At 72.2% G+C, this 19,123-nt stretch carries 18 protein-coding genes and 1 pseudogene; 9 read left to right on the top strand and 10 right to left on the bottom strand.

All coding sequences use genetic code 11. From position 1 onward, the window contains the following. Positions 1 to 117 precede the first annotated feature (117 nt). Entirely contained in the window at positions 118 to 963 is an 846-nt protein-coding gene (locus ACFY36_RS48610; RefSeq protein WP_499752730.1) for a hypothetical protein, read from the bottom strand. Between the two features lie 178 nt (positions 964 to 1,141). Then, positions 1,142 to 1,894, bottom strand: coding sequence for an alpha/beta fold hydrolase (locus tag ACFY36_RS48615; protein WP_499752731.1), 753 nt, complete (start codon positions 1,892 to 1,894; stop codon positions 1,142 to 1,144). 98 nt (positions 1,895 to 1,992) lie between these two features. On the opposite strand from ACFY36_RS48615, the gene ACFY36_RS48620 reads away from it, so the two are divergent. Next, entirely contained in the window at positions 1,993 to 2,682 is a 690-nt protein-coding gene (locus tag ACFY36_RS48620; RefSeq protein WP_499752732.1) for a TetR/AcrR family transcriptional regulator, read from the top strand. Here the strand turns inward: ACFY36_RS48620 and ACFY36_RS48625 are convergent. Both ACFY36_RS48625 and ACFY36_RS48630 read right to left on the bottom strand, forming a co-directional pair. Then, positions 2,656 to 4,311, bottom strand: a complete 1,656-nt coding sequence (locus ACFY36_RS48625) for an aminotransferase class V-fold PLP-dependent enzyme (protein ID WP_499752733.1) — start codon at positions 4,309 to 4,311, stop codon at positions 2,656 to 2,658. The genes ACFY36_RS48620 and ACFY36_RS48625 overlap by 27 nt on opposite strands. Before the next feature lie 145 nt (positions 4,312 to 4,456). Continuing rightward, positions 4,457 to 4,621 (bottom strand): hypothetical protein, encoded by a 165-nt coding sequence (locus ACFY36_RS48630; protein ID WP_499752734.1) that lies wholly within the window; start codon positions 4,619 to 4,621, stop codon positions 4,457 to 4,459. Between the two features lie 316 nt (positions 4,622 to 4,937). Between ACFY36_RS48630 and ACFY36_RS48635 the strand changes: the two genes are divergently transcribed. Together ACFY36_RS48635 and ACFY36_RS48640 are read left to right on the top strand one after the other, a co-directional pair. After that, positions 4,938 to 6,137: an MFS transporter gene (locus ACFY36_RS48635; protein ID WP_499752735.1), complete on the top strand. Its 1,200-nt coding sequence runs from the start codon at positions 4,938 to 4,940 to the stop codon at positions 6,135 to 6,137. A 4-nt stretch (positions 6,138 to 6,141) separates the two neighbouring features. Next, positions 6,142 to 6,693 (top strand): hypothetical protein, encoded by a 552-nt coding sequence (locus ACFY36_RS48640; protein ID WP_499752736.1) that lies wholly within the window; start codon positions 6,142 to 6,144, stop codon positions 6,691 to 6,693. On the opposite strand, the gene ACFY36_RS48645 is transcribed toward ACFY36_RS48640, so the two are convergent. The 3 genes from ACFY36_RS48645 to ACFY36_RS48655 are packed head-to-tail and all read right to left on the bottom strand — an operon-like array spanning position 6,683 to position 9,348. Further along, a complete protein-coding gene (locus tag ACFY36_RS48645) occupies positions 6,683 to 7,162 on the bottom strand; it encodes a DUF1990 domain-containing protein (RefSeq protein WP_499752737.1) in 480 nt (159 codons plus the stop codon). The genes ACFY36_RS48640 and ACFY36_RS48645 overlap by 11 nt on opposite strands. 7 nt (positions 7,163 to 7,169) lie before the next feature. Next, positions 7,170 to 8,651, bottom strand: a complete 1,482-nt coding sequence (locus tag ACFY36_RS48650) for a M28 family peptidase (protein WP_499752738.1) — start codon at positions 8,649 to 8,651, stop codon at positions 7,170 to 7,172. 43 nt (positions 8,652 to 8,694) lie between these two features. Beyond that, the gene (locus tag ACFY36_RS48655) at positions 8,695 to 9,348 is read right to left on the bottom strand and encodes an NUDIX domain-containing protein (protein WP_499752739.1); all 654 of its coding nucleotides are present in this window, start codon (positions 9,346 to 9,348) and stop codon (positions 8,695 to 8,697) included. Positions 9,349 to 9,400: 52 nt separating this feature from the next. Here ACFY36_RS48655 and ACFY36_RS48660 point away from each other — a divergent pair, with 52 nt between their 5' ends. Beyond that, entirely contained in the window at positions 9,401 to 10,159 is a 759-nt protein-coding gene (locus tag ACFY36_RS48660; protein WP_499752740.1) for a DeoR/GlpR family DNA-binding transcription regulator, read from the top strand. On the opposite strand, the gene ACFY36_RS48665 is transcribed toward ACFY36_RS48660, so the two are convergent. Further along, entirely contained in the window at positions 10,143 to 10,622 is a 480-nt protein-coding gene (locus tag ACFY36_RS48665) for a hypothetical protein (RefSeq protein WP_499752741.1), read from the bottom strand. The two genes, ACFY36_RS48660 and ACFY36_RS48665, sit on opposite strands and share 17 nt — an antisense overlap. Before the next feature lie 187 nt (positions 10,623 to 10,809). Between ACFY36_RS48665 and ACFY36_RS48670 the strand changes: the two are divergent. Further along, positions 10,810 to 10,983, top strand: a pseudogene (locus tag ACFY36_RS48670) (HAD-IA family hydrolase); the annotation flags it as partial. Positions 10,984 to 11,006: 23 nt separating this feature from the next. Further along, entirely contained in the window at positions 11,007 to 11,435 is a 429-nt protein-coding gene (locus tag ACFY36_RS48675) for a hypothetical protein (protein ID WP_499752742.1), read from the top strand. A gap of 122 nt (positions 11,436 to 11,557) precedes the next feature. On the opposite strand, the gene ACFY36_RS48680 is transcribed toward ACFY36_RS48675, so the two are convergent. After that, complete coding sequence (locus tag ACFY36_RS48680; protein ID WP_499752743.1) at positions 11,558 to 11,839, bottom strand: hypothetical protein; 282 nt, start codon at positions 11,837 to 11,839, stop codon at positions 11,558 to 11,560. 147 nt (positions 11,840 to 11,986) lie between these two features. Here ACFY36_RS48680 and ACFY36_RS48685 point away from each other — a divergent pair, with 147 nt between their 5' ends. The 3 genes from ACFY36_RS48685 to ACFY36_RS48695 are packed head-to-tail and all read left to right on the top strand — an operon-like array spanning position 11,987 to position 18,938. Further along, the gene (locus ACFY36_RS48685; RefSeq protein ID WP_499752744.1) at positions 11,987 to 13,498 is read left to right on the top strand and encodes a DUF2397 domain-containing protein; all 1,512 of its coding nucleotides are present in this window, start codon (positions 11,987 to 11,989) and stop codon (positions 13,496 to 13,498) included. Then, positions 13,495 to 14,622: a TIGR02678 family protein gene (locus tag ACFY36_RS48690; protein WP_499752745.1), complete on the top strand. Its 1,128-nt coding sequence runs from the start codon at positions 13,495 to 13,497 to the stop codon at positions 14,620 to 14,622. Before ACFY36_RS48685 ends, ACFY36_RS48690 begins: the two co-directional genes overlap by 4 nt. Then, positions 14,619 to 18,938 (top strand): SbcC/MukB-like Walker B domain-containing protein, encoded by a 4,320-nt coding sequence (locus ACFY36_RS48695; protein ID WP_499752746.1) that lies wholly within the window; start codon positions 14,619 to 14,621, stop codon positions 18,936 to 18,938. The genes ACFY36_RS48690 and ACFY36_RS48695 overlap by 4 nt, the downstream gene beginning before the upstream one ends. On the opposite strand, the gene ACFY36_RS48700 is transcribed toward ACFY36_RS48695, so the two are convergent. After that, positions 18,908 to 19,090, bottom strand: coding sequence for a hypothetical protein (locus tag ACFY36_RS48700; RefSeq protein ID WP_499752747.1), 183 nt, complete (start codon positions 19,088 to 19,090; stop codon positions 18,908 to 18,910). The two genes, ACFY36_RS48695 and ACFY36_RS48700, sit on opposite strands and share 31 nt — an antisense overlap. Between the last annotated feature and the right edge of the window lie 33 nt (positions 19,091 to 19,123).

The raw sequence follows: 19,123 nt of genomic DNA on the forward strand, positions 1-19,123 counted from the left end.
CGGGGGCCGGGGCGGGCCCCCCCCCCCGCCCCCCCGCGGGGGGGGGGGCCCCCCCCCCCCGCGCCCGCGCCCCGCCCCCCCCCCCCCCCCCCCCCCCCCCCCACCACCGGGTTGGTTCTACTTCTTGGCGGCGGGAGCGGCGCCCTCGGCGCCGGCTTCCTCACCCGCGCCGGCCTGCTCGCCCGCGCCCGCTTCCTCGCCGGCACCGGCTTCCTCGCCCGCACCGGCCTCCTCGCCCGCACCGGCCTCCTCGCCCGCACCGGCCTCCTCGCCGGCGCCCGCGTCATCGCCCGCGCCGGCGTCGCCGCCCGCGCCCGCTACGACGGCCTTGGCGTCGGCCAGGGCCAGGCACGCCTGGAGCAGACTCTGCTGGGCGGAGGCGACAGCGGCGGCCGCGGCGTCGTTGGCAGCGCCGGCACCGGCGTCCTCACCCGCGCCCGCTTCCTCGCCCGCACCGGCTTCCTCGCCCGCACCGGCCTCTTCGCCGGCGCCCGCTTCCTCGCCCGCGCCGGCCTGCTCGCCCGCGCCGGCTGCGCCTTCCTCAGCCGCGCCTTCGCCGGCGGCCTGCTTCTGCTTGGTGGCGGCGGCCTTCTTCAAGGTCTTGGCCCACTTCTTGGCGGCCGCCTTGTTCTGGGCCTTGGCCGCCGCCGAGCCCGGCGCGGCCTCCTCGGCGCCGCCGCCGGCCGCGTCCGCGTCGGCCGCGAAGGCGTCGCACGCCGCCTCCAGGGCCGCCGCCGCGTCGGCTGCCTGCTCGGCCGGGGGCTGCTCCTCGATCGGGGCCAGTTCCTCGCCGTCGCAGACCACCGCGCCCGCGTTCACCTGGACCTGCTCGCACTGCGAGACGTCGAACTGCTGGCCGTCGACCGTGACCACGTCGACCGCTTTGGTCTCGGAGCCGGTGCTGGCGTTCGCGAGCTGTACGCCCGCCGCGCCGAGCGCCACGACGACTCCCGTGACCACCACCGCGCCTATCGTCCTGCGACGACCACCCTGGTCTCCCTGGTTCCGAAAACGCCGGTAAGCGCGCGACCTCATGATCACTCCTCGTCGTTGGACGTCGATGTCACCTGGTTGCGGGCCAGTACGGGCACCGACGCCCCGACGGTTCAACGCGGTTCGGTCGCAACACCCCGATAAGGAGCTATTTCCGCAGGTCAGCAAGGGCAGAAAAATTATCCAGAAGAATCGGCAGTACGAGTTCCGGACGCATCCCGGCCATGTGATCAACATTGGGGATCAGCGTCACGGTCCATCCCAGGGATTCGAGCTCGGCCCTGTTCCCGGCCAGCCGCTCGGCGATCGGAACGCGGATGTCACCCCATTGCGGGCCGTATTGAATGTTGTCTTCGGCGCCCGCGAATGCCGTTCTCGGAATGGCCAGATCGCGGAGTGCCGCCCTTTCGTCGAAGGCGACCAGTGATTCGTACAGGGAAACGTATTGTGCCGTTTGATCGGGCGACACCGTCACCTGGACCGAATCCCAGTCGCCCGGCGTCACCTCGCCCTGGGACGCCGGCCCGGAAAGCGCCATCCGGTGCGCCGCCCGCGTCACCGACAACATCTCGGCATAGGGGCCGCCGAGCGGCGGATAGCCACCCATGACGAGCGCGGTCAGCCGATCGGTCCGGATCGCCAGCTGGAGCCCGGCCAGGGCCAGCCACGAATAGCCGTAGTAGGCGAAACGCCCCTCACCCACCACTTCGAGCAGGTCGGAGGCGACCTTCTCGGCGGTCAGCGGGGCCGGATGCCGCGCCCGGTAGGTCTCGTAGTCGGCCGCCACCACCCGGAAGCCGGCGTCGACCAGGCCGGCCGCCAGCCGGTGGCCGGTGTCGGGCTCGGCGCCCCACGCGCGCATCTGTGAAGCCCGGGGCTCCTCGGTGACCTCGACGCTCATCGGCAACAGGACTGTCGGCCCGTCGCCCAGAACGGTTACTTTGATGTCCATGCAAAACAATATACGCTGTAAAGACTATGGAGGAAATCAGCGCTCACGTGCAGCGTCTCTGGCGTCATCGCGGCACGGCCCTGCCCACACCCCGGCGCGGCCCGCAGCGGCAGCTCGACCTCGACGAGATCCTGCGCGCCGGCATCGCGATCGCCGACGCCGACGGGCTGGGCGCCGTCTCCACCCGCGCGATCGCCGGCCGGCTCGATCGCACGGCGATGGCGCTTTATGCGTACGTGGGAACCAAAGAGCACCTCGTCGCCCTCATGCAGGACCAGGCCGTGGCGATGCCGATGTGGGCGGAGCCCACGAGCAGCCTGAACGACGCGCTGCGCGAGTGGGCCACACGGCTTTTCGACGTCTACGCGAGCCACCCGTGGCTGACCGAGCTGCCCTGGTCGCAGGCGAGCCAGGGCCCCCACGAGCAGGACTGGATGGAGCGGCTCCTCCAGATCCTCGACACGTGGCAGGTCGATCGGGGGCGAAGGGCCACGACCGTCACCATGCTGTACGCCACGGTGCGCGCCACCGCCGGCACAGCCGCCGCCTATCGGCGCGTCGATGCCGCGGCCTGGCTCGCGCAGGCCCGGGAGACGGCGCGGCAGATCCCGGACATGCGCGAGCGTTACCCGCTCTCGACCAGCCTGGAACCGCACGCCGCCGACTGGCGCGACGCGCCGCGGGCGGCCCTGGTCAGCGGGGTCGCCCTACTAGCGCAGGCACTCGTCGGGGAGTAGGAACCAGCGCAGCTTCTCGAAGGCCGGGGGCAGCTCCAGACGTACACCATCAAGCGGGGACGGACGGCCCGTCAGGATCTCGCGGGCCTCGGCGAGGTAGCCCGCCAGGGCGTCCTCGCCCACCGTGACCGGCTGCGGCAGGGGAGTGCCGGCCAGCAGATCGGCCAGGCGCACCGGCGGCTCGGCGTGCCGGACGTGGGTCCAGCGACCGGTCCGCGGGTCGAAGCGGTAGTCGGGCAGCAGGGTTGCGCCGTGCCGGGCGATCAGCGTGACCGCCTCGATCAGATAGTCGGCGACCGTGTCGGAGATGAAGTAGTTGAGGTTGAGGCGGGTCCAGCCCGGCTTGATGCCCTCCCAGCCGTCCACGATCTCCCCGCGGAACTCCCGCGAGTGTGCCTCGTCGATGCCGAGAAGCCGGTGGCCGTACGGGCCGGCACAGGAGCAGCCGCTGCGGGCCTGGATGCCGAAGACGTCGTTGAGCAGCGCCGCCACGTAGTTGTGGTGCAGGTACTGATCGCCCGCCCGCACCTGGAAGGACACGATCGACAGGCGGTCGGCGTCGAGGTCGCCCAGGATCGAGATGTTCTCCTCGGCCGCCCAGCGCTCGCGGGCCCGCCGCCACAGCTGCCGCTCGCGCTCCTCGATCACCTCGGCGCCGACGGCGTCCTTGACCGCGAAGACCAGCCCGGCCCGGATCGACTCGACGATGGCCGGGGTGCCGCCCTCCTCGCGGGCGACCGGGTCGGTGAGATAGCGGTGGCCGCCGGGGTCGACGTACGCGACGGTGCCGCCGCCGGGCACCACAGGCACCCGGTTGGTGAGCAGGTGCTTGTCGACCACCAGCACGCCGGGCGTCTGCGGCCCGCCGGCGAACTTGTGCGGCGAGAGGAAGACGGCGTCCTTGTCGTGCATCGAGATCGGCACGTACGGCCCGGCCGCCGCGTAGTCCCACACCGACAGCGCCCCGTGCTCCTTCAGAATCCGCGAGACGGCGGCGGTGTCGGTCAGGATGCCGGTCACGTTCGAGGCGGCGGAGAAACTGCCAATACGCAAAGGCCTTCCCGCGTACGTCACCAGGGCCTCCCGGAGCGCGTCGAGATCGACATGGCCCGTGTGGTCGGACTCGATCTCCACCACGTCGGCGATCGACTCTCGCCACGGCAGCTCGTTCGAGTGGTGCTCGTACGGACCGACGAAAATCACCGGGCGGTCGCGCTGGGGGATGCGTTCGCTGAGGCCGTACGCGTCGTCGAGGCGCTCGGGAACGCGGATGCCGAAGACACCGGCCAGCTTGGCGACGGCGGCCGTGGCTCCCGACCCGCAGAAGATCACCACGTGGTCGGGCCCACCACCGACGCTGCGGTGGATCATCCGGCGGGCCTCTTCACGCAGCGCCCCGGTCTGCGCTCCGGTCGCCGACGCCTCGGTGTGCGTGTTGGCGTAGCGGGCCAGCACCTGCTCGCGGATGAAGTCCTCGACGAAGTCCAGAGCCTGCCCGGAAGCCGTGTAGTCGGCATAGGTGATGCGGCGCGGCCCGAAGGGCCCTTCGAGCACTTGACCGGACCCGATCAGTCCGTCGCGAATCCGCTCGAGCATGCCCATGGCCGCCTCCCCATCGAGGTAGAACACCGTGACGACAGCGTACGGTTGTGACAGGCTTTCGCCCCTTACCGTGCCGGACGATATATGAGATCGTCACGCTTTCCGCCGTGTCAGACATCTCCCAGGCCCTGCCGGCCGGTCGATATCGTCGGGTTCGTCCGCTTGACGGGACTCAGCCGCCGCCCAGCAGGGCGCGGTCCTGTTCCTCGCTCATCGCTGATTCCGGACGTCCCCGCCGAACCTTGGTGTCCACCGATTCGACGGCATCATCGGGCCGCACCCGCTCCGGCAGCTTCCCGAACCGGGCGGCCCGCTCCTTGCCGTAGTCCTCAGCCATGATCCGATCATCACCCCGCCCTCGTGACCTGTCCAGGGAAGCGGGGTCACGCCGCTCAGGACGGGTAGCGCTGTTGCCGGCGTGACCAGGGGGCGGCCGTTCACGAGGCTCGTCCTTGGACGGATGACCGGCGAACGTTGCGGCGTTGAGCCTGGCTCAGGTCCGGGGGCGGCGCGGGGGGCGGCGCGGGGGCGGCGACCCAGGTTCCTAGGATGATTTAAGCGTTGGTGTGCGGGTGCGGGTTGACGTTCTGAGGGCTGAGAACAGGCTGACCGGTGGTGATCTTTTCCGGAGAGCGCTGTGTACGTTCGTACGTATGGATCGTGTCACCGCTCGCCGGCGCTTTGCGTTGTTTGCCCTGTTCTTTCTGCCTGGGCTGGGTATCTCGTCGTGGGTGACGCGGACGCCGGACATCCGGGATCTGCTCGGGGCGTCCACGGCTGAGATGGGACTTGTGCTCTTCGGGCTGTCGGCCGGGTCGATGGTCGGGATTCTCAGCTCCGGGGCGCTCGTTCGGCGCTTCGGCACGCGGCCGATCGTCACGGTCGGGATCGTGGCCACCGCGCTCAGCACGCCGATCGTCGGGGTCGGCGCCGCGGCCTCGCAAAGTGTGGTTGTCGCGGGTGGTCTGGCCCTTTTCGGGCTGGGCATGGGTGGTGGTGAAGTCGCCATGAACATCGAAGGGGCCGACGTCGAGCGGGTCATCCGGCGGCCCGTGCTGCCGACCATGCACGGCTTCTTCAGCTTCGGCACTGTTGTCGGCGCCCTCATCGGCATGGTGCTCACCGCCGTCGCCTTTCCGGCGTCGTGGCATCTCGTCGTCATCGGGCTGATCAGTGTTCCGGTCGCTTTGGCAGCCGTACGGCATCTGCCTCGCGGTCTTGGTCTTGCTTCGTCCGCCGAGCAGAGCAGCGTGGGTGGCCGTCCGGTCTGGCGCGATCCCTCGCTGCTGCTCATCGGGGTGGTCGTTCTCGCCATGGCCCTGGCCGAAGGGTCCGCCAACGACTGGCTGCCGCTGCTCATGGTCGACGGGCACGGCTTCGACGCCGCGCTCGGCTCGGCCGTCTACGTGGTCTTCTCGGCGGCCATGACGATCGGGCGCTTCACCGGCAACCGCTTCCTCGACCGGTTCGGGCGCTTTCCGGTGCTGGCCGCCAGCGCGGTCATCGGCGGGGCCGGGATCCTGCTCGTCGTGGCCGTCGACAACCAGGTCGTCGCGGGCGCGGCCGTGGTGCTCTGGGGACTGGGGGCGGCTCTGGGCTTTCCGGTCGCGCTCTCGGCGGCCGGTGACTCGGGTGACAACGCCGCCGCCCGGGTGTCGCTGGTGGCCACGGTCGGCTATGTGGCCTTTCTGGTCGGGCCGCCGGGGCTGGGCTTCCTCGGCGACCACTACGGCCTGCGGAACGCCATGATCCCCGTCCTCGTCCTGCTGGCGCTGGCCGCGGTGACCGCCTCGATCCTGGGCCGCCTCGGCCCTCAGGAACCTTCCGTTACGCCCCTCGATCAGCGAGCATGAACGCATGGCGATGGCTGAGGGTGCCCTGTGGACAGTGCAGAACAAACGCCGGGACAGCCTCCGCCGCCTCGCATGGGCGCTGGGCATGGTCGCGGCCGTCGCCCTCGGCATCCTGTTCGTGCGGATAGACGAGCGGGTTCTCGGCTACGTCGTGGCCGGCAGCGGGGCGGCGGTCCTGGTGCTCATCGTCTGGTGGTCGCTGTGGGACCTGACCCGGCTCGCCGAGATCCGGGAGACCAGTGACGGCCTGCTGCTGCGCACGGTCACCGGCCGCAAACGCCGGATCAGCCCGGACGACGTCCGGCGGGTCGAGCTGACGTCGCACTACATGGGGGCCAGCCCGGACGACGACGATCTGGACACACACATCAAGCGCCGTTACGTCACGAAATTGATGCTGCACTTGCGAGTCTCGGGCCGCCTGTACCGGGGCAGCCCGATGGTCGGCATCGACAGCGCCGTGGTGGATCGCCTGGCCGCCGAGTGGGAGCGCGTGTGCCCGCGCGCGACCGTGAAACAAGATGCCGTGTTCTCGACCCCCGGCACTAACGACTGATCGCGGCGACGTAACGGCCGGTCGCGAACTCCTGGACCAGGCGGGTCAGCGGGCCGCCGGCCCGGGCCAGCAGCGACGCGGGCCGGCTGAAGGCGCGGATCCGGAACCGCACGTCCCCGGCCTCGGTTAGGTCGAGGACGAAGGCCTCTTCCCCTCGTTCCGGGTGACCGGGCAGCGTCCCGTACGCGAACCCGCGCCGGTCCGGCTCCTCGATCGTGTAGACCACCCGGCACGGAATCCTGATCCAGGCCAGCCGCAGCGTGACGTCGACACCGGCGGCGGCGCGGGCCGGATCGCCGACGACAGTGAGGCCGGCCCGGCGGTGCATCTGCCAGGTGAACAGGGCGTCGGCGGCCGCCTCGAACGCGAGGCGGCCGCTTCCGATCCGTACATCCCGGGACACGTGTCCGTAGCCGCCGGGCAGAGCTTCGTCGCGCGTGGCGCCGACCTCCGGATATGTCAGCTCCACATGATCATCATGCCTTGGTGATTTTGATGTTGTCGACGGCGGCCTCGACGAGCGACGCGGTGGAGGCGTCGGCCGCCTCGACCAGGAGGTTGACCGTCTGACCGGCGTACGGGGTGAGGCTGACCGACGCGGTCTGCCAGGCCGGGGCGCGGTCGGTGGCGGCGCCGGCCTGGGTGAACAGCGTGGTCGTGGTGGTGCCGGAGACCAGGCGGACGCGGAAGTAGTCGGCGCTGCTGGAGTTGGTCAGGTGGGAGAGGTACCAGGAGAAGTTCAGGGCCAGGGTGCCGGTGGGCAGGGTGATCGCGGGGGAGCGGAGGCTCGTGACGCCGCCGTCCACGTCGTTGGCGCCGGCGCTGCTGCCCGCCGTGGCCCCGGTGACCAGGTCGTACGTGCCGCCGGCGGCGGTGCCCAGCTGAGACGTGGTGGTGGCCGGGTCGCCTCGCTCGAACAGGCCCGAGGTGGCGGTGTCGGCGGTGCCCCGGGTCCAGGCGGTGGCGGTCTCGAAGTCGTCGGACCAGACCGTGGTGCCGGTGGGCGGCGTCGATCCGGCGGCGAGGGTCCAGACGGTGTACGCGATGGCGTCGCTGTTGCGGTCCAGGGCGGTGTCGTTGATGTTCGAGATCGTGTCGCACGAGGCGTGGTAGCAAGGGTCGAACGCGGTGGCCGTGCCGCCCCAGAGCTGCACCTGCGCGGCCGTCTTGCGGCCCTCGGCGCCGGTGAAGATGCCGCCGGCCGGGATGCCGGCCGCGATGAACGGGCCGTAGTCGCTGCGGCCGTCGAAGTCGGTGCCGCGGGTGGGCACGTTGATCGAGGTGAAGTAGGCGGCGAGGGTCTGCTCGATCTGGGCCGAGCCGGCCGGGCCCGGGCCCGCTCCCGTGCCGTCGGAGTTGTCGCCGTCGTACAGGAAATAGCCGGGGTTGGGGGAACCGACCATGTCGAAGTTGAGATAGCCGGTGATCGCGGCCTTCTGGGCCGAGGACAGCGAGTTCACGTACGCGGTGGAGCCGCGCAGGCCGAGCTCCTCGGCGCCCCACCAGCCGAAGCGCAGGTGGCGTGAGGGCTGGAAGCCGGAACGGGCGACGGCCAGGGCGACCTCGAGGTTGGCCGCCGAGCCCGAGCCGTTGTCGTTGATGCCGGGGCCGGCGGTGACGCTGTCGAGGTGCGCGCCGATCATCAGCGTGTTCGAGGTGTCCCCGCCGGGCCAGTCGGCGATCAGGTTGTAGCCGGTGGCGCCGTTGTAGGTGAACGACTGCTGCGTGGTGGTGAAGCCGGCCGCGTCGAGCAGGTTCTTCACGTACGTCACGGAGGCCAGATAGCCGGGCCGGCCGTGTGCGCGGTTGCCGCCGTTCGCGGTGGCGATGTTCTGGAGCTGTTGCAGGTGGGCCTTGACGTTCGCCACCGGGATGTCCGGTGCGGCCACGGCGGCCTGTGCGGGGGCCGCGGCGCCGAGGGTGAGGCCGAGCGCGGCGATGATCAGGGGGATTCGCATGCCGCGAGCATCGCAGGATTTCGATGCCTGCTATTCATATCAGTCAATTCATAACGTGGTTCAGGGCGGCCCACTGCAGCAGCATGATGGTCTTGGCGTCGGCGATCCGGCCGTCGGTGATCATTTTGAGGGCGTCGTCGAAGTCGAGCTCGACGACCTCGATGTCCTCGCCCTCGTCGGCCAGGCCGCCGCCCGGGCCGGTGCGGTCGGCCGTGGTGTAGGGCGCGGCGTAGAAATGCAGGCGCTCGGTCACCGAGCCGGGGCTCATGTAGACGGCGAAGACCGGTTCGAGCTCGCCGACGGTCACGCCCAGCTCCTCGCCGGCCTCGCGGCGGATGGCGCTGGCCGGGTCGTCGTCGTCCAGCAGGCCGGCCGCGGTCTCGATCAGCATGCCGTCGGGATGGCCGTTCACGTAGGCCGGGTAGCGGAACTGCCGGCTGAGCAGGACGGTCCTTCGCGAAGCGTTGTAGAGCAGGATCGTGGCGCCGTCGCCGCGGTCGTACGTCTCGCGTTGTTCCGTGGTCCACCGGCCGTCCCGGTGGCGGTAGTCGAAGGTCGTGCGCCGCAGAACGTGCCAGGCGGTGGCCACCAGCTCCACCTCACGGACCACCACGTCCGGGTTGCCGTGCAGGTCACGGCCGATCCGGTCGAGGCCGGTGCGGCCACGGGCGTCGGGCTCGTCGATTCCCAAGGTCATGAGGCGTACCGTACAGTGCGTAAGAGTCGACAACAATGAGGAGAAACACGCAGTGCCGACACAACCAAGGCTTCCCGCTGAGCGTAAGGACTTCCTGCTGGCCCGGCTCCGGGCCGACGGCAAGGTGGTGGCCAAGGACATGGCGGCCGAGCTCGGCATCGCCGAGGACAACATCCGGCGAGACCTGCGGGAGCTGGCGGCGGCTGGGCTCTGCCAGCGGGTGTACGGCGGCGCGCTGCCCCCGGCGCCGGCCGCCGCCGACTACGCGACGCGGACGTCGGTCTCCCCGGACAGCAAGGCGCGGGTCGGGGCCGCGGCCGCGGGGCTGATCGCGCCCGGCGCGACGGTGATGCTCGACGGCGGGACGACTGCGCTCGCGCTGGTCGGCGCGTTGCCCCGTTCGTTGAAGGCGACGGTCATCACCCACAGCGTGACCGTGGCGGCGGCGTTGGTGGACTTCGCCGGGATCGAGGTTTTCGTGCTGGGGGGACGGCTCTTCAAGCACTCGGCGGTCACGTCGGGCGCGGCGGCCTCGGAGGCGGCGCGGCTGGTGAGCGCCGACCTGTTCTTCCTGGGAGTCACCGGGGTGCATCATTCGGCCGGGCTGACCACCGGTGACGCCGACGAGGCCGCGATGAAGCGGATCCTGGCGTCGCGGGCGGCGGACACCTACGTGCTGGCGAGTGCGGAGAAGGTGGGGGCCGTGTCGCCGTACACCGTGGTGCCGCTCCAGTCGGTCTCCGGCGTCATCACCGATGTCAGGTCGGACCAGTTGGAGGCGACCGGCGTGCCGATCATCCCGGCCGGATAGGAAGCCCCGCCGCCGCCCGCCACGGCTGCGGCTCGAAGGGGCCTTCGGTGAGCACGGCCGTCAGCATCTTCGCGCCGGCGGCGAAGGCATCGGCCAGCTCGTAGTCGTCGTCCACCTCGCGGCTGAGATCGCGGACCCGGTGCGCGTTGTGGTCGTCGTCGCACCAGCAGGCCACCTCGACGGCCGCCTCCACCGCGAGATGCCCGCCCTCGCCGCCCGTGACGGAAAGGGCCAGTTCGAGCCAGTCGTCCCGGGTGTTGTAGAGCGTGATGGTGATCCGCACAAGGGTGCCCAGGAACGCGTCGAGATGGTCCGGGTACCAGTGCCAGGAGACGCGGTCGGCCGAGTGGTGCCGTTCCAGCTTGCCGGCGAGCTCACGCAGCCGCCCCTCGGCCCGCCCGAACCCCGGCGGCAGCACCTCGTGCAGCGGAACGTACGCAATGGACGAAACCGGCCCGGCCATGCCCGATCCCTCCGAATCCGCACCCACCCCGTGATTCGCACCTTACTGCCGATTTAGTACGGCGTCACGAAGCTCTTTACCCACCCATCCCGGTGACAAGTCCTTCACTGTGGACGCGGCAGTAGCCTCAGCCGCATGAGCGAGCCCGCCCGCCCGCGCACCCTGCTCCTCGCACGAGCTCGGGCACCGCAAGCCTCATCGCGCGTACTTCGGCGCCGCCCTCGCCCGCATCGGCCGTGCGCCTTCGGAGTGTCTGTTCGTCGATGACAAACGGCAGTATCTCGAGGGTGCGGCGCGGGCTGGTCTGGCGACCCTTCTGTTTCGGGACAATGCCCAGCTCGTCAGCTCCTTGACCGGGTGAGGCGAGCGCCTACGATGCCGGGCATGCCGTTCACTGACTACTTCCTGGCGCCGGACGACACCATCGCGGTCACGGCGCTGGGTGATGGTGGGCCGCTCGCGACCGAGCTGCCCACGGTCGAGGCCAAAGGGGTCGATCCGGTGGTCAACCTCGGCCGTCTCGAGGCTTTTCTGACCGGTTTGCCGTACGACGAAGTGGTCGCGCGGGATCGGCAGGGCAAGGCGGTCAGCGCCGGGGACACGGAGCAGATCATCGTGGCGGTGACCGACTCGCTGCGTGATGCTCTCGCCGCCGCCACGCCGGGCGCGCTGGAGGACGCGGGGGCGCGGCTGGCCGCCACCGAGGAGCTGGCCGGATCGGACCCGGCGGGGGTGACCGACTTCCTCCGCCGGCTGGCGGGACTGGCCGGGCGGGCGGACGGCTGGCATCTGTACTGCTACTGGGCGCTCTGAAGCTTTCGTTGCGCTCTGAAGCTTTCGTCGCAGGACAACCCGGCAGCCGCGGCAGGGAGGCCGGGACGGCAACCAGCCGGGCCCGGCGAAGCGGGGCTTCCCGTCGATGCGTACAAAATGGGTTATAAGCCTTTGTTTCTGGCGATCTCCTCGACGGCGGCCTTGGCTTCGGCGAGGGAGGCGCCGGTCTGCTCGCGATAGACCTTGATGGCCTGGATCTTCTGGCCCCGCATGAGCGGGCCGAGCACCTCGGGGGAGTCGGCGGCCGGGTCCTCGATGCCGAGGTGACGCATGACCAGGTCGAGTTTGCGTTCGATGGCGGCCTCGCGGCTGCTGGACCGCGAGCGGGTGCCGACCAGGACGACGGCGAGGATGACCAAGGCTGACGAGAGCAGGATCTCCATGGCGCCGATTGAAACACGGGTGATTCTTTTCGCGCTCCGAAGGCCGGGTGCGTGAAACTGTCGGACCCCCTGCCTATGCTCGCCTCCGCGCCCGGTCGACAAGGGTGTTGATCAGCGCCGATGTGGGGATGAGGGGGGTGGCGCGCCGTGAGCGACGAGGATTTCGCCGATCCGTGGCAGGTGGCGGGGCTGCCCGGTGGTCTGCTCCAGGCGAGCTATCTGACCAGTCGTCACGCGGCGCAGTACAGACTGATCGTGCAGGTTCTGCTCGAGGAGCAGCAGCACACGCTGACGGGGGTGGCGGCGGCCGATCTGCCGGGGCTGCTGCGTGATCAGCTCGTGCGGGTGGGCGCCGATCCGGCGATCCTCGACGACACGGTGAAACAGCGCATGGCGGCCCTGGAGAAGTGGGGCGTCGTGATCGTGTTCCAGGACCGGACCGACCGCGATGCCGACTTCGTGCTGAACTGGGACCGCTACCAGCTGACCGAGGTGGCGGCCGAGCTGCACCGGGCCGTCATGTCGCTCGGGCAGGACCTGGCGTCGGCGGCCGCGGCGACGCTGGCGCCGAGCGTGCTGACCGCCAACCTGGGCGTGCTGCGCGAGACGGCCTCGGTCGATCCGTCGGCGGCGGCGTCGGCGTGGTCGGTCATCCAGACGACGCATCAGGCGATGGCGCGGGCGGCCGCGAGCTGGCAGGCGCGGCTGGCGGGGGCGCTGGCCGGCACGCCCGACCAGGCCAAGGTCAACACCGTGCAGGAGACGCTGCGGCGCTATGTCGACATGTGGGGCGGTGGCGTCGACACGCATTCGGAGCGGATCACCTCGCTGATCTCCGAGTTGGCCGAGGTCGACGCCGTGACCTGGCGGCGGATCGCGGTGCATCACCTCGGGGCCAACGCCGACGACGCGGCGATCGACGAGCTCACCGCGTCCTATGGGGAGACCCTGGGCGTTCTGAAGTCGTGGTTCGACGGGCCCGACTGCCAGGCGCGGCGGCTGCGGCGGCAGATGCGCGACACGATCGGGCCGCTGCTGCGCGGGCAGCGCACGCTGGCCGCGGTCGGCGGGCATGTGTCGCGCCGGGCCGAGCTGCTGGCGCTGGCCGGCCGGATCGACGCGGCGGCCGACGACGAGAGCGCGTGGGACGTGTGGTGTGCGTCGACCGGGTTGTTCTCGGCGCGGCATCTGCCCGGTGAGGCGCCGATGGCCGCGGGTCTTCCGTCGTTCTGGGAGGCCGAGCCGGTGCCGGTCGCGGCCCGGCTGCGCCGTCAGGGGCCGAAGGCGACGGCGGGCGGCCCGGCGCGCATCACCGACCGGTCGGCGAGCCGGCTGGCGGCGCGGGTGCACACCGAGCATCTGCGCGACGCGGCGGCCCGCACGGAGGCGTCGGTGCTGGCCCGGTCGGGCCTGCGGCTCTCGCAGTGGAACGACCTGACCGCTCCGGAGCTGCAGATGCTGATGATCCTGCTCGGCGTGGTCGCCTCGGCGCGGGCCGACGGCGAAGGGGTGCGTTCGGCCACGTCCGGCGACGCCCGGTGGCTGCTGCGGGCCGATCCGCCGCCGCCGGGAGCGCCGGCCGCGGTCGTGCACACGCCGGACGGGCGGCTCGTGCACCCCGACATCCGGCTGCACATCACGCCGGCGGGGCAGCGATGAGGACGACCGCCTCGGCCCGCGAGGCGCAACTGGCGTTCACCGGCCTGCTGGCCAAGCCGCTGGTCACCGCGGCCGCCGACCCGGGGCTCCACCGTCTGGTGCTGCGTCACCAGCAGGCCGTGACCGACGCGGCCCGGCGGCTCGGATATCGGGTGCAGCGGGTGGGGCAGGCGGTCCGGCTGATCCGGGTGCCGATGGCGGGCGCCGTCACCCGGCCGCCGCGGCCGGCCGACGCGCCCGAGCGGCGCATGCTCGCGCTGGTCTGCTGCCTGGCCGCCTGCTGCGAGGACGTGGCCGGCCGGGTCACCCTGCAGCGGCTGTCTGACATGGTCCGTGACCTGCCGGCCGCCCGCTACGACCCGGACGACCAGGCCCAGCGGCGGCTGCTGCGCGACGCGGCGGCCTACCTGTCCTCGTGGGGCGTGCTGCGGCCGCGCAGCAGCGACGAGCGGCTGCTCGACGAGTGGACCGAGTCGGGTACCGGACCGGGCGCCGGCTTCGAGGTCGACCGGGACGCGCTGCTGCTGATGACCAGCCCCGACGTGGTCGATCTGGCCCTCAACCCCGGGGTGGTCACGGCCTCCGAGACGGTCCGGCAGCTGCGGGCGCTTCTGGAGACACCCTTCGTGTCGTACGGCGACATGGAGCCCGGCGAGGCGGAGGCGCTGCGCGCTCATCGCGGGCAGCGGGCGGCCGACGTGGCCCAGATGACCGGGGGCACGATCGAGGCCCGGACGGAAGGCCTGCTCGTGGTGCTCGCCGACGACGAGTTCAGGCCGCCCACGGTGGCCGACTGGCCCCGCGCCCGCGCCACCGACTGGGTCGCCCTGCTCATGGCCGACCAGGCCGGCCGCGACGGCGCCAAGCACGCCGACGGCACCGTCCACCTGAGCACCGACGAGGTCGACGCCGTCGTCGACGACCTCGTCAGCTGGCGCGGCGACTACATGACCGTGCCGCAGAAGACGGTGCCCGGCACCGTGCGCCGCGACGCCGAACGGCTGCTCACCGAGCTCGGCCTGCTGCGCGTCTCCTGGGACGGGTCGTGGACCCTGCTGGCCGCGGCCGGCCGCTACCGCGACCCCGACGTGACGATCACCGACAACACGGAGCCCGCCCGATGACGCTGACCCCCGAAGCCACCGACGCGCAGCTCACCGCGTGGCGCGACGCCGCCGCGCACGGCGGCCTCCCGTCGCCGGAGCGGTCGCGCTGGCAGGTGCTGCGGGCCGGCTGCGTGGGACTGTGGGAGTTCGACGCGGCGGAGTACTGGTTCGCCGACGGCCGCGCCCAGTTCGTCGGGGCCAACCAGTCCGGCAAGTCGACGCTGATGGCCCTGACCACGCTGATCATGCTGTCCGGCAGCCTCGACCGGCAGTACATCGACACGTTCGGCCAGTCCGACAAGTCGTTCCGCTACTACGTCGAGCCCACCGACGACGCCCGCGACCGCCGCGAGGCCACCGGCTCCACCCACCGGGGCTGGGCCTGGGTCGAGTACGGCCGCCTGGGCGACGACGGGCCCGAGTTCTTCACGACGCTGCTCTACGCGCAGGCCAAGCGCGGCGTCAGCCAGCTCGACCCGGTCTGGATCATCTGCCGCGGCACGGCCCGGGTCCGCGACGGGCTCACCCTCGCCGTGGGCTCGTCGGCGGTCGAGCCCAAGGAACTCGCCGGCGTCGACGGCCTCGAGGTGATGAGGAGCGGCAAGAGGTACGCGGCGCGGGTCGCCACCGACCTGTTCGGCTTCTCCGACGACGACCGCTTCGCCACCGTGCTCGAGATGCTGAAGGTGCTCCGCACGCCGCACCTGGGCCAGAAACTCAACCCGGACTGGTTCACCGAGCAGATCCGGATGAGCCTGCCCGCGGTGGCCGAGTCCGAGGTGGACAAGCTGGCCGACGGCTGGCAGCAGCTGGAGCAGCTCGGCCGCGACCGCGACCACGCGGTGGCGGCGCGCGACGCGGTGGGTGTCTACCTGGCCCGGGCCTGGCGCCCGTGGGCCGACGCGTTGCTGCGAGCACGGGCCGATGACCTGTTGGCGTCGGATGCTTTGCTCTTCTCCGCGACGGCGGAGGGCAAGGCGGCGGAGCTCGCATTGGTCTCGGCTCGGGCGGAGCTGACCGAGGAGACCGGGCGCAGCGACGAGCTCGAAGGCGGGGTCCAGCGGGCGCGGGCCGCACTGACGCAGCTGCTGCGGTCGGCGGCCTATCGCGACGCGGCCGGGCGGGCGCAGAACGCGGAGCGGATGCGCCGCGACGCGGCGGCGGCCGCGGTGGCCGAGACGACGGCCCGCCGGCAGCTGGCGAGCACGGCGGTGGCGCTCGAAGCGGCGGGCGCCGCGCATGCGGAAGCGACCGGGCGGCTCGATCTGGCACGCACCGCATCGGCGGCGGCGGTCGCGCACGCGGGGGCGGCCCTGGGCGATGCCGGGCTGGGCGCGCAGGCGGCGGCGTGGGCCACGGACGGCGACGTCGACCGGATCGACGTGGCGGTGGCCGCCCGCCGGGCCCAGGTGTCGGCGCTGCGGAAGCTGACCCGGGCGGCGGCGGTGGCGGTGGGGCGCTGGCAGGCCGAGTCGGCGACGGCGTCGCGGCTGGGCGACGAGTCGCGGGCACGCGCGGCGGTCGCGGCCGGCGCGGCCACGGCGGTGACGGACGCGGTGCAGCAGCTCTCGGACGATCTGGAGAGGTGGGCGGTCGCGCTTCCGGCGGCGGTGCCGCCGGTCGCGCTGCGCGACGACTGGGTGCGGGAGGTCGTTTCCCAGACCCATGCCGTACGCCCGAGGGAAGTGCTCTCGGGTCTCCTCGCGCGGGAGTGGCTGGAGCCGTCGGTGGGCCCGCTCACCGAGGAGATCGCGGCGGTGCGCGCGGAGGCGCGGGCGGCGGCGCTGCGGGCCGACCAGGCGGACCGCGAGGCGGAGAAGCTCGGGGAGGCGGGGGATCCGCAGCCCGCGGGGCCAACTCGGTGGAGCCGCCGTTCCCGGCCGCCGTTCCCGGGCTCGGAGGGGGCGCCGCTGTGGCGTCTCGTCGACCCGGTGGAGGGCGTGCCGGCTGAGGTGCTCGACCACGTCGAGGCGGCGCTGGCGGCGGCCGGCCTGCTCGATTCGTGGGTGACGGCGGACGGTGCCTGGTCGGGCGACCGCGATGGCGCGGAGACCGTCGTGACGGGGCGGGGCGCCGCTTCTGTGGGCGGCGCGGGGGTCGCTTTTGCGGGTGGCGGCGCCGCGGCGCTGGCATCGGTCTTGCAGCCGGCGGAGGACGCTGGGGCGCTCGGCGGGACGATCTCGCAGATTCTCGGACATATCGGATATATCGCGGCCGGGGAGCCGCTGAGCGGTGAGTTCGTGATAGCCGGCGACGGTCGGTGGCGGACGCCGATCGCGCAAGGGCGGGCCGGGCGGGCGGCCGAGGGCGCCGAGCTGCTGGGCACGGCGGCCCGGGCGGCGGCCCGGCGGCGGCAGATCGCGGCGCTGCGCGAGCAGGCGGCGGCCGACCGCGACGCCGGTGAGGAACTGACCCGGCGGGCCGGGGAGCTGGCGGCGCGGAGCACGGCTCTGCGAGCGGCGGCGGCCGGAGCGCCCGGCGACGCCGATGTGGTGGCGGCGGCGATCAGCCTGTCCGTGGCCAACGGCGAGCGGGACCGGGCGGAGACGGCGCACGCCGCGGCGGGCGAGAAAGCCGCGGTGGCCAAGGGCGAGGCCGACGCGGCCACCACCGCGGTGACCGGATACGCCGACGAGCACGGGCTGCCGACGTCCGACGAGCAGTTGGACGCGGTGGGGACGGCGCTCGACTCGGCGGCGCTGGCGGCCGGCTCGCTGCGGCTGGCGCTGAAGGACCAGGACGTGGCCGAACGGGCCGTGGCGGCCGCGGTCACCGGGGTCGAGGCGGCCGAGGCGGCGCGCGACGAGGCGACCCGGGCGGTGGACGACGCCTCGGCCGCGGCGGCCAAGCTGGACGCGGAAGCCGGTGAGGCCGAGGCGTCGGTGAGCCTGGACGACCGGGAGCAGTTCGCCCGGTCGGCCGAGCTGGAGGAGCAGATCCGCGAGCTCGACACGTCGATCGCGGCCAGCCGCCAGCGCGGGCTGTCGCTCGCGGCGGCGGCGAGCACGGCGCAGGGCGAGGCCCAGCGACGGCAGGACGCGGTGACCGCCGCCATCACCGGCCGGGAGGACGCGGCGCGGGCGTGGTGGGTGCCGGTGGACGCCGGAATCGCGCGGGCCCGCGGCATCGGCTACCGCCCCGAGCGCACGCTGGAGGACGCGCTGGCCCAGGCGCGGGCCGTCGTCGACGGGGTACGGCCGCCGTCGTGGCCGGACAACGCGGGGGACCGCGACCGGCGGGTCGACACGGCTCTGCAACGGGCCCTGCGCGGGGCCATGACCGAGCTGCAGACGCTGCTCGAAGCCTCCGGTGGACGGTCGGTGATCGTCAGCGAGGCCGACGAGGGTCATCCGCTGCCGGCCATCACGCTCGTCGTGGACGCGGCGGGGACGCCGCTCGACCCGCCGGCGGCGGTGGAGCGGCTCGACCAGGCGGTGTCCGAGCTGTCGGCCACGCACGACGAGAAATTGCATCAGATGTACGCCGAATTGCTGTCGTCGACGTTCATCGACCATCTCGCCGATCGGATGACCCGGGTGGTGACGCTGTTGACCACGGTCAACGAGGTGCTCCTGCGGCATCCGACCGGGGCCAACAAGACGGTGCTGCAGATCCGGCGCCGGCCCGCGGAAGGGCAGCAGCACGGGTTCAACCTGCTGCGGGCGCTCGAGGAGGGCCGGATCGAATCGGACTCGGCCCAGGAGCAGATCCGGCTGTTCCTCGGCGACCGGCTCCGGGAGGCGCAGGACTCGGGGGTCATCGGCACCGACGAGTGGGTGAAGCACCTGACCGGGCTGCTCGACTACCGGGCCTGGTTCGACTGCGTCTGCTACTACCGGGTCGAGGGCGGCGACTGGAAGCCGCTGACCAAGCAGGTGCACGGCGTCGACTCCGGTGGCGGCAAGGTCGTCACGCTGCTCCAGCCGTTGCTGGCCACGCTGGTCGCGCTCTATTCACGGTCGGCTGACGCGCCGCGCCCGCTGTGGCTGGACGAGGCGTTCGAGGGCGTCGACCCGGCCAACCGGGCCACCATGCTGCGGTTGCTGGTCGACTTCGACCTCGACTTCCTGCTGGCCGGCCCGGCCCCGCTGGTGGCGGCGGCCCAGGTGCCGTCGGCGGCGGTGTGGACCGTATCCCGGGCCCCGGCGCCGCTGGCCGGCGTCGACCTGTCGCTGATGCTGTGGGCCGGGCGCACCCTGGAGGCGGTCCCGGTCGCCGACGTGGCGGCCACGGTCCTCGCCCCGAGGCGCCCGGCCGACGACCCGGACCGCCCCGACCTGTTCGCCGACCTGACGGCCGGGCCTCAGGGCGCCGGGGGTGGCTCCTCGATCTGATTGCCGGCGTCGTCGACGAGGCCCGGGGCCATGCTGCCGCCGTGGGCCTCCTGCTCGGCGGGTTCGCGCTCCTCGGAGGCGTCGGCGGAGCGCGGGCCGGAGTCGTCCTGGACGTACTCGGCGTATTCGGTCTCGGGGCTGATGTCACTCATGATCGGCGATTACCCCGTACGGCTTGACTTGAA

This window comes from Actinoplanes sp. NPDC000266 (genome assembly GCF_042899005.1).
GTDB lineage: Bacteria > Actinomycetota > Actinomycetes > Mycobacteriales > Micromonosporaceae > Actinoplanes.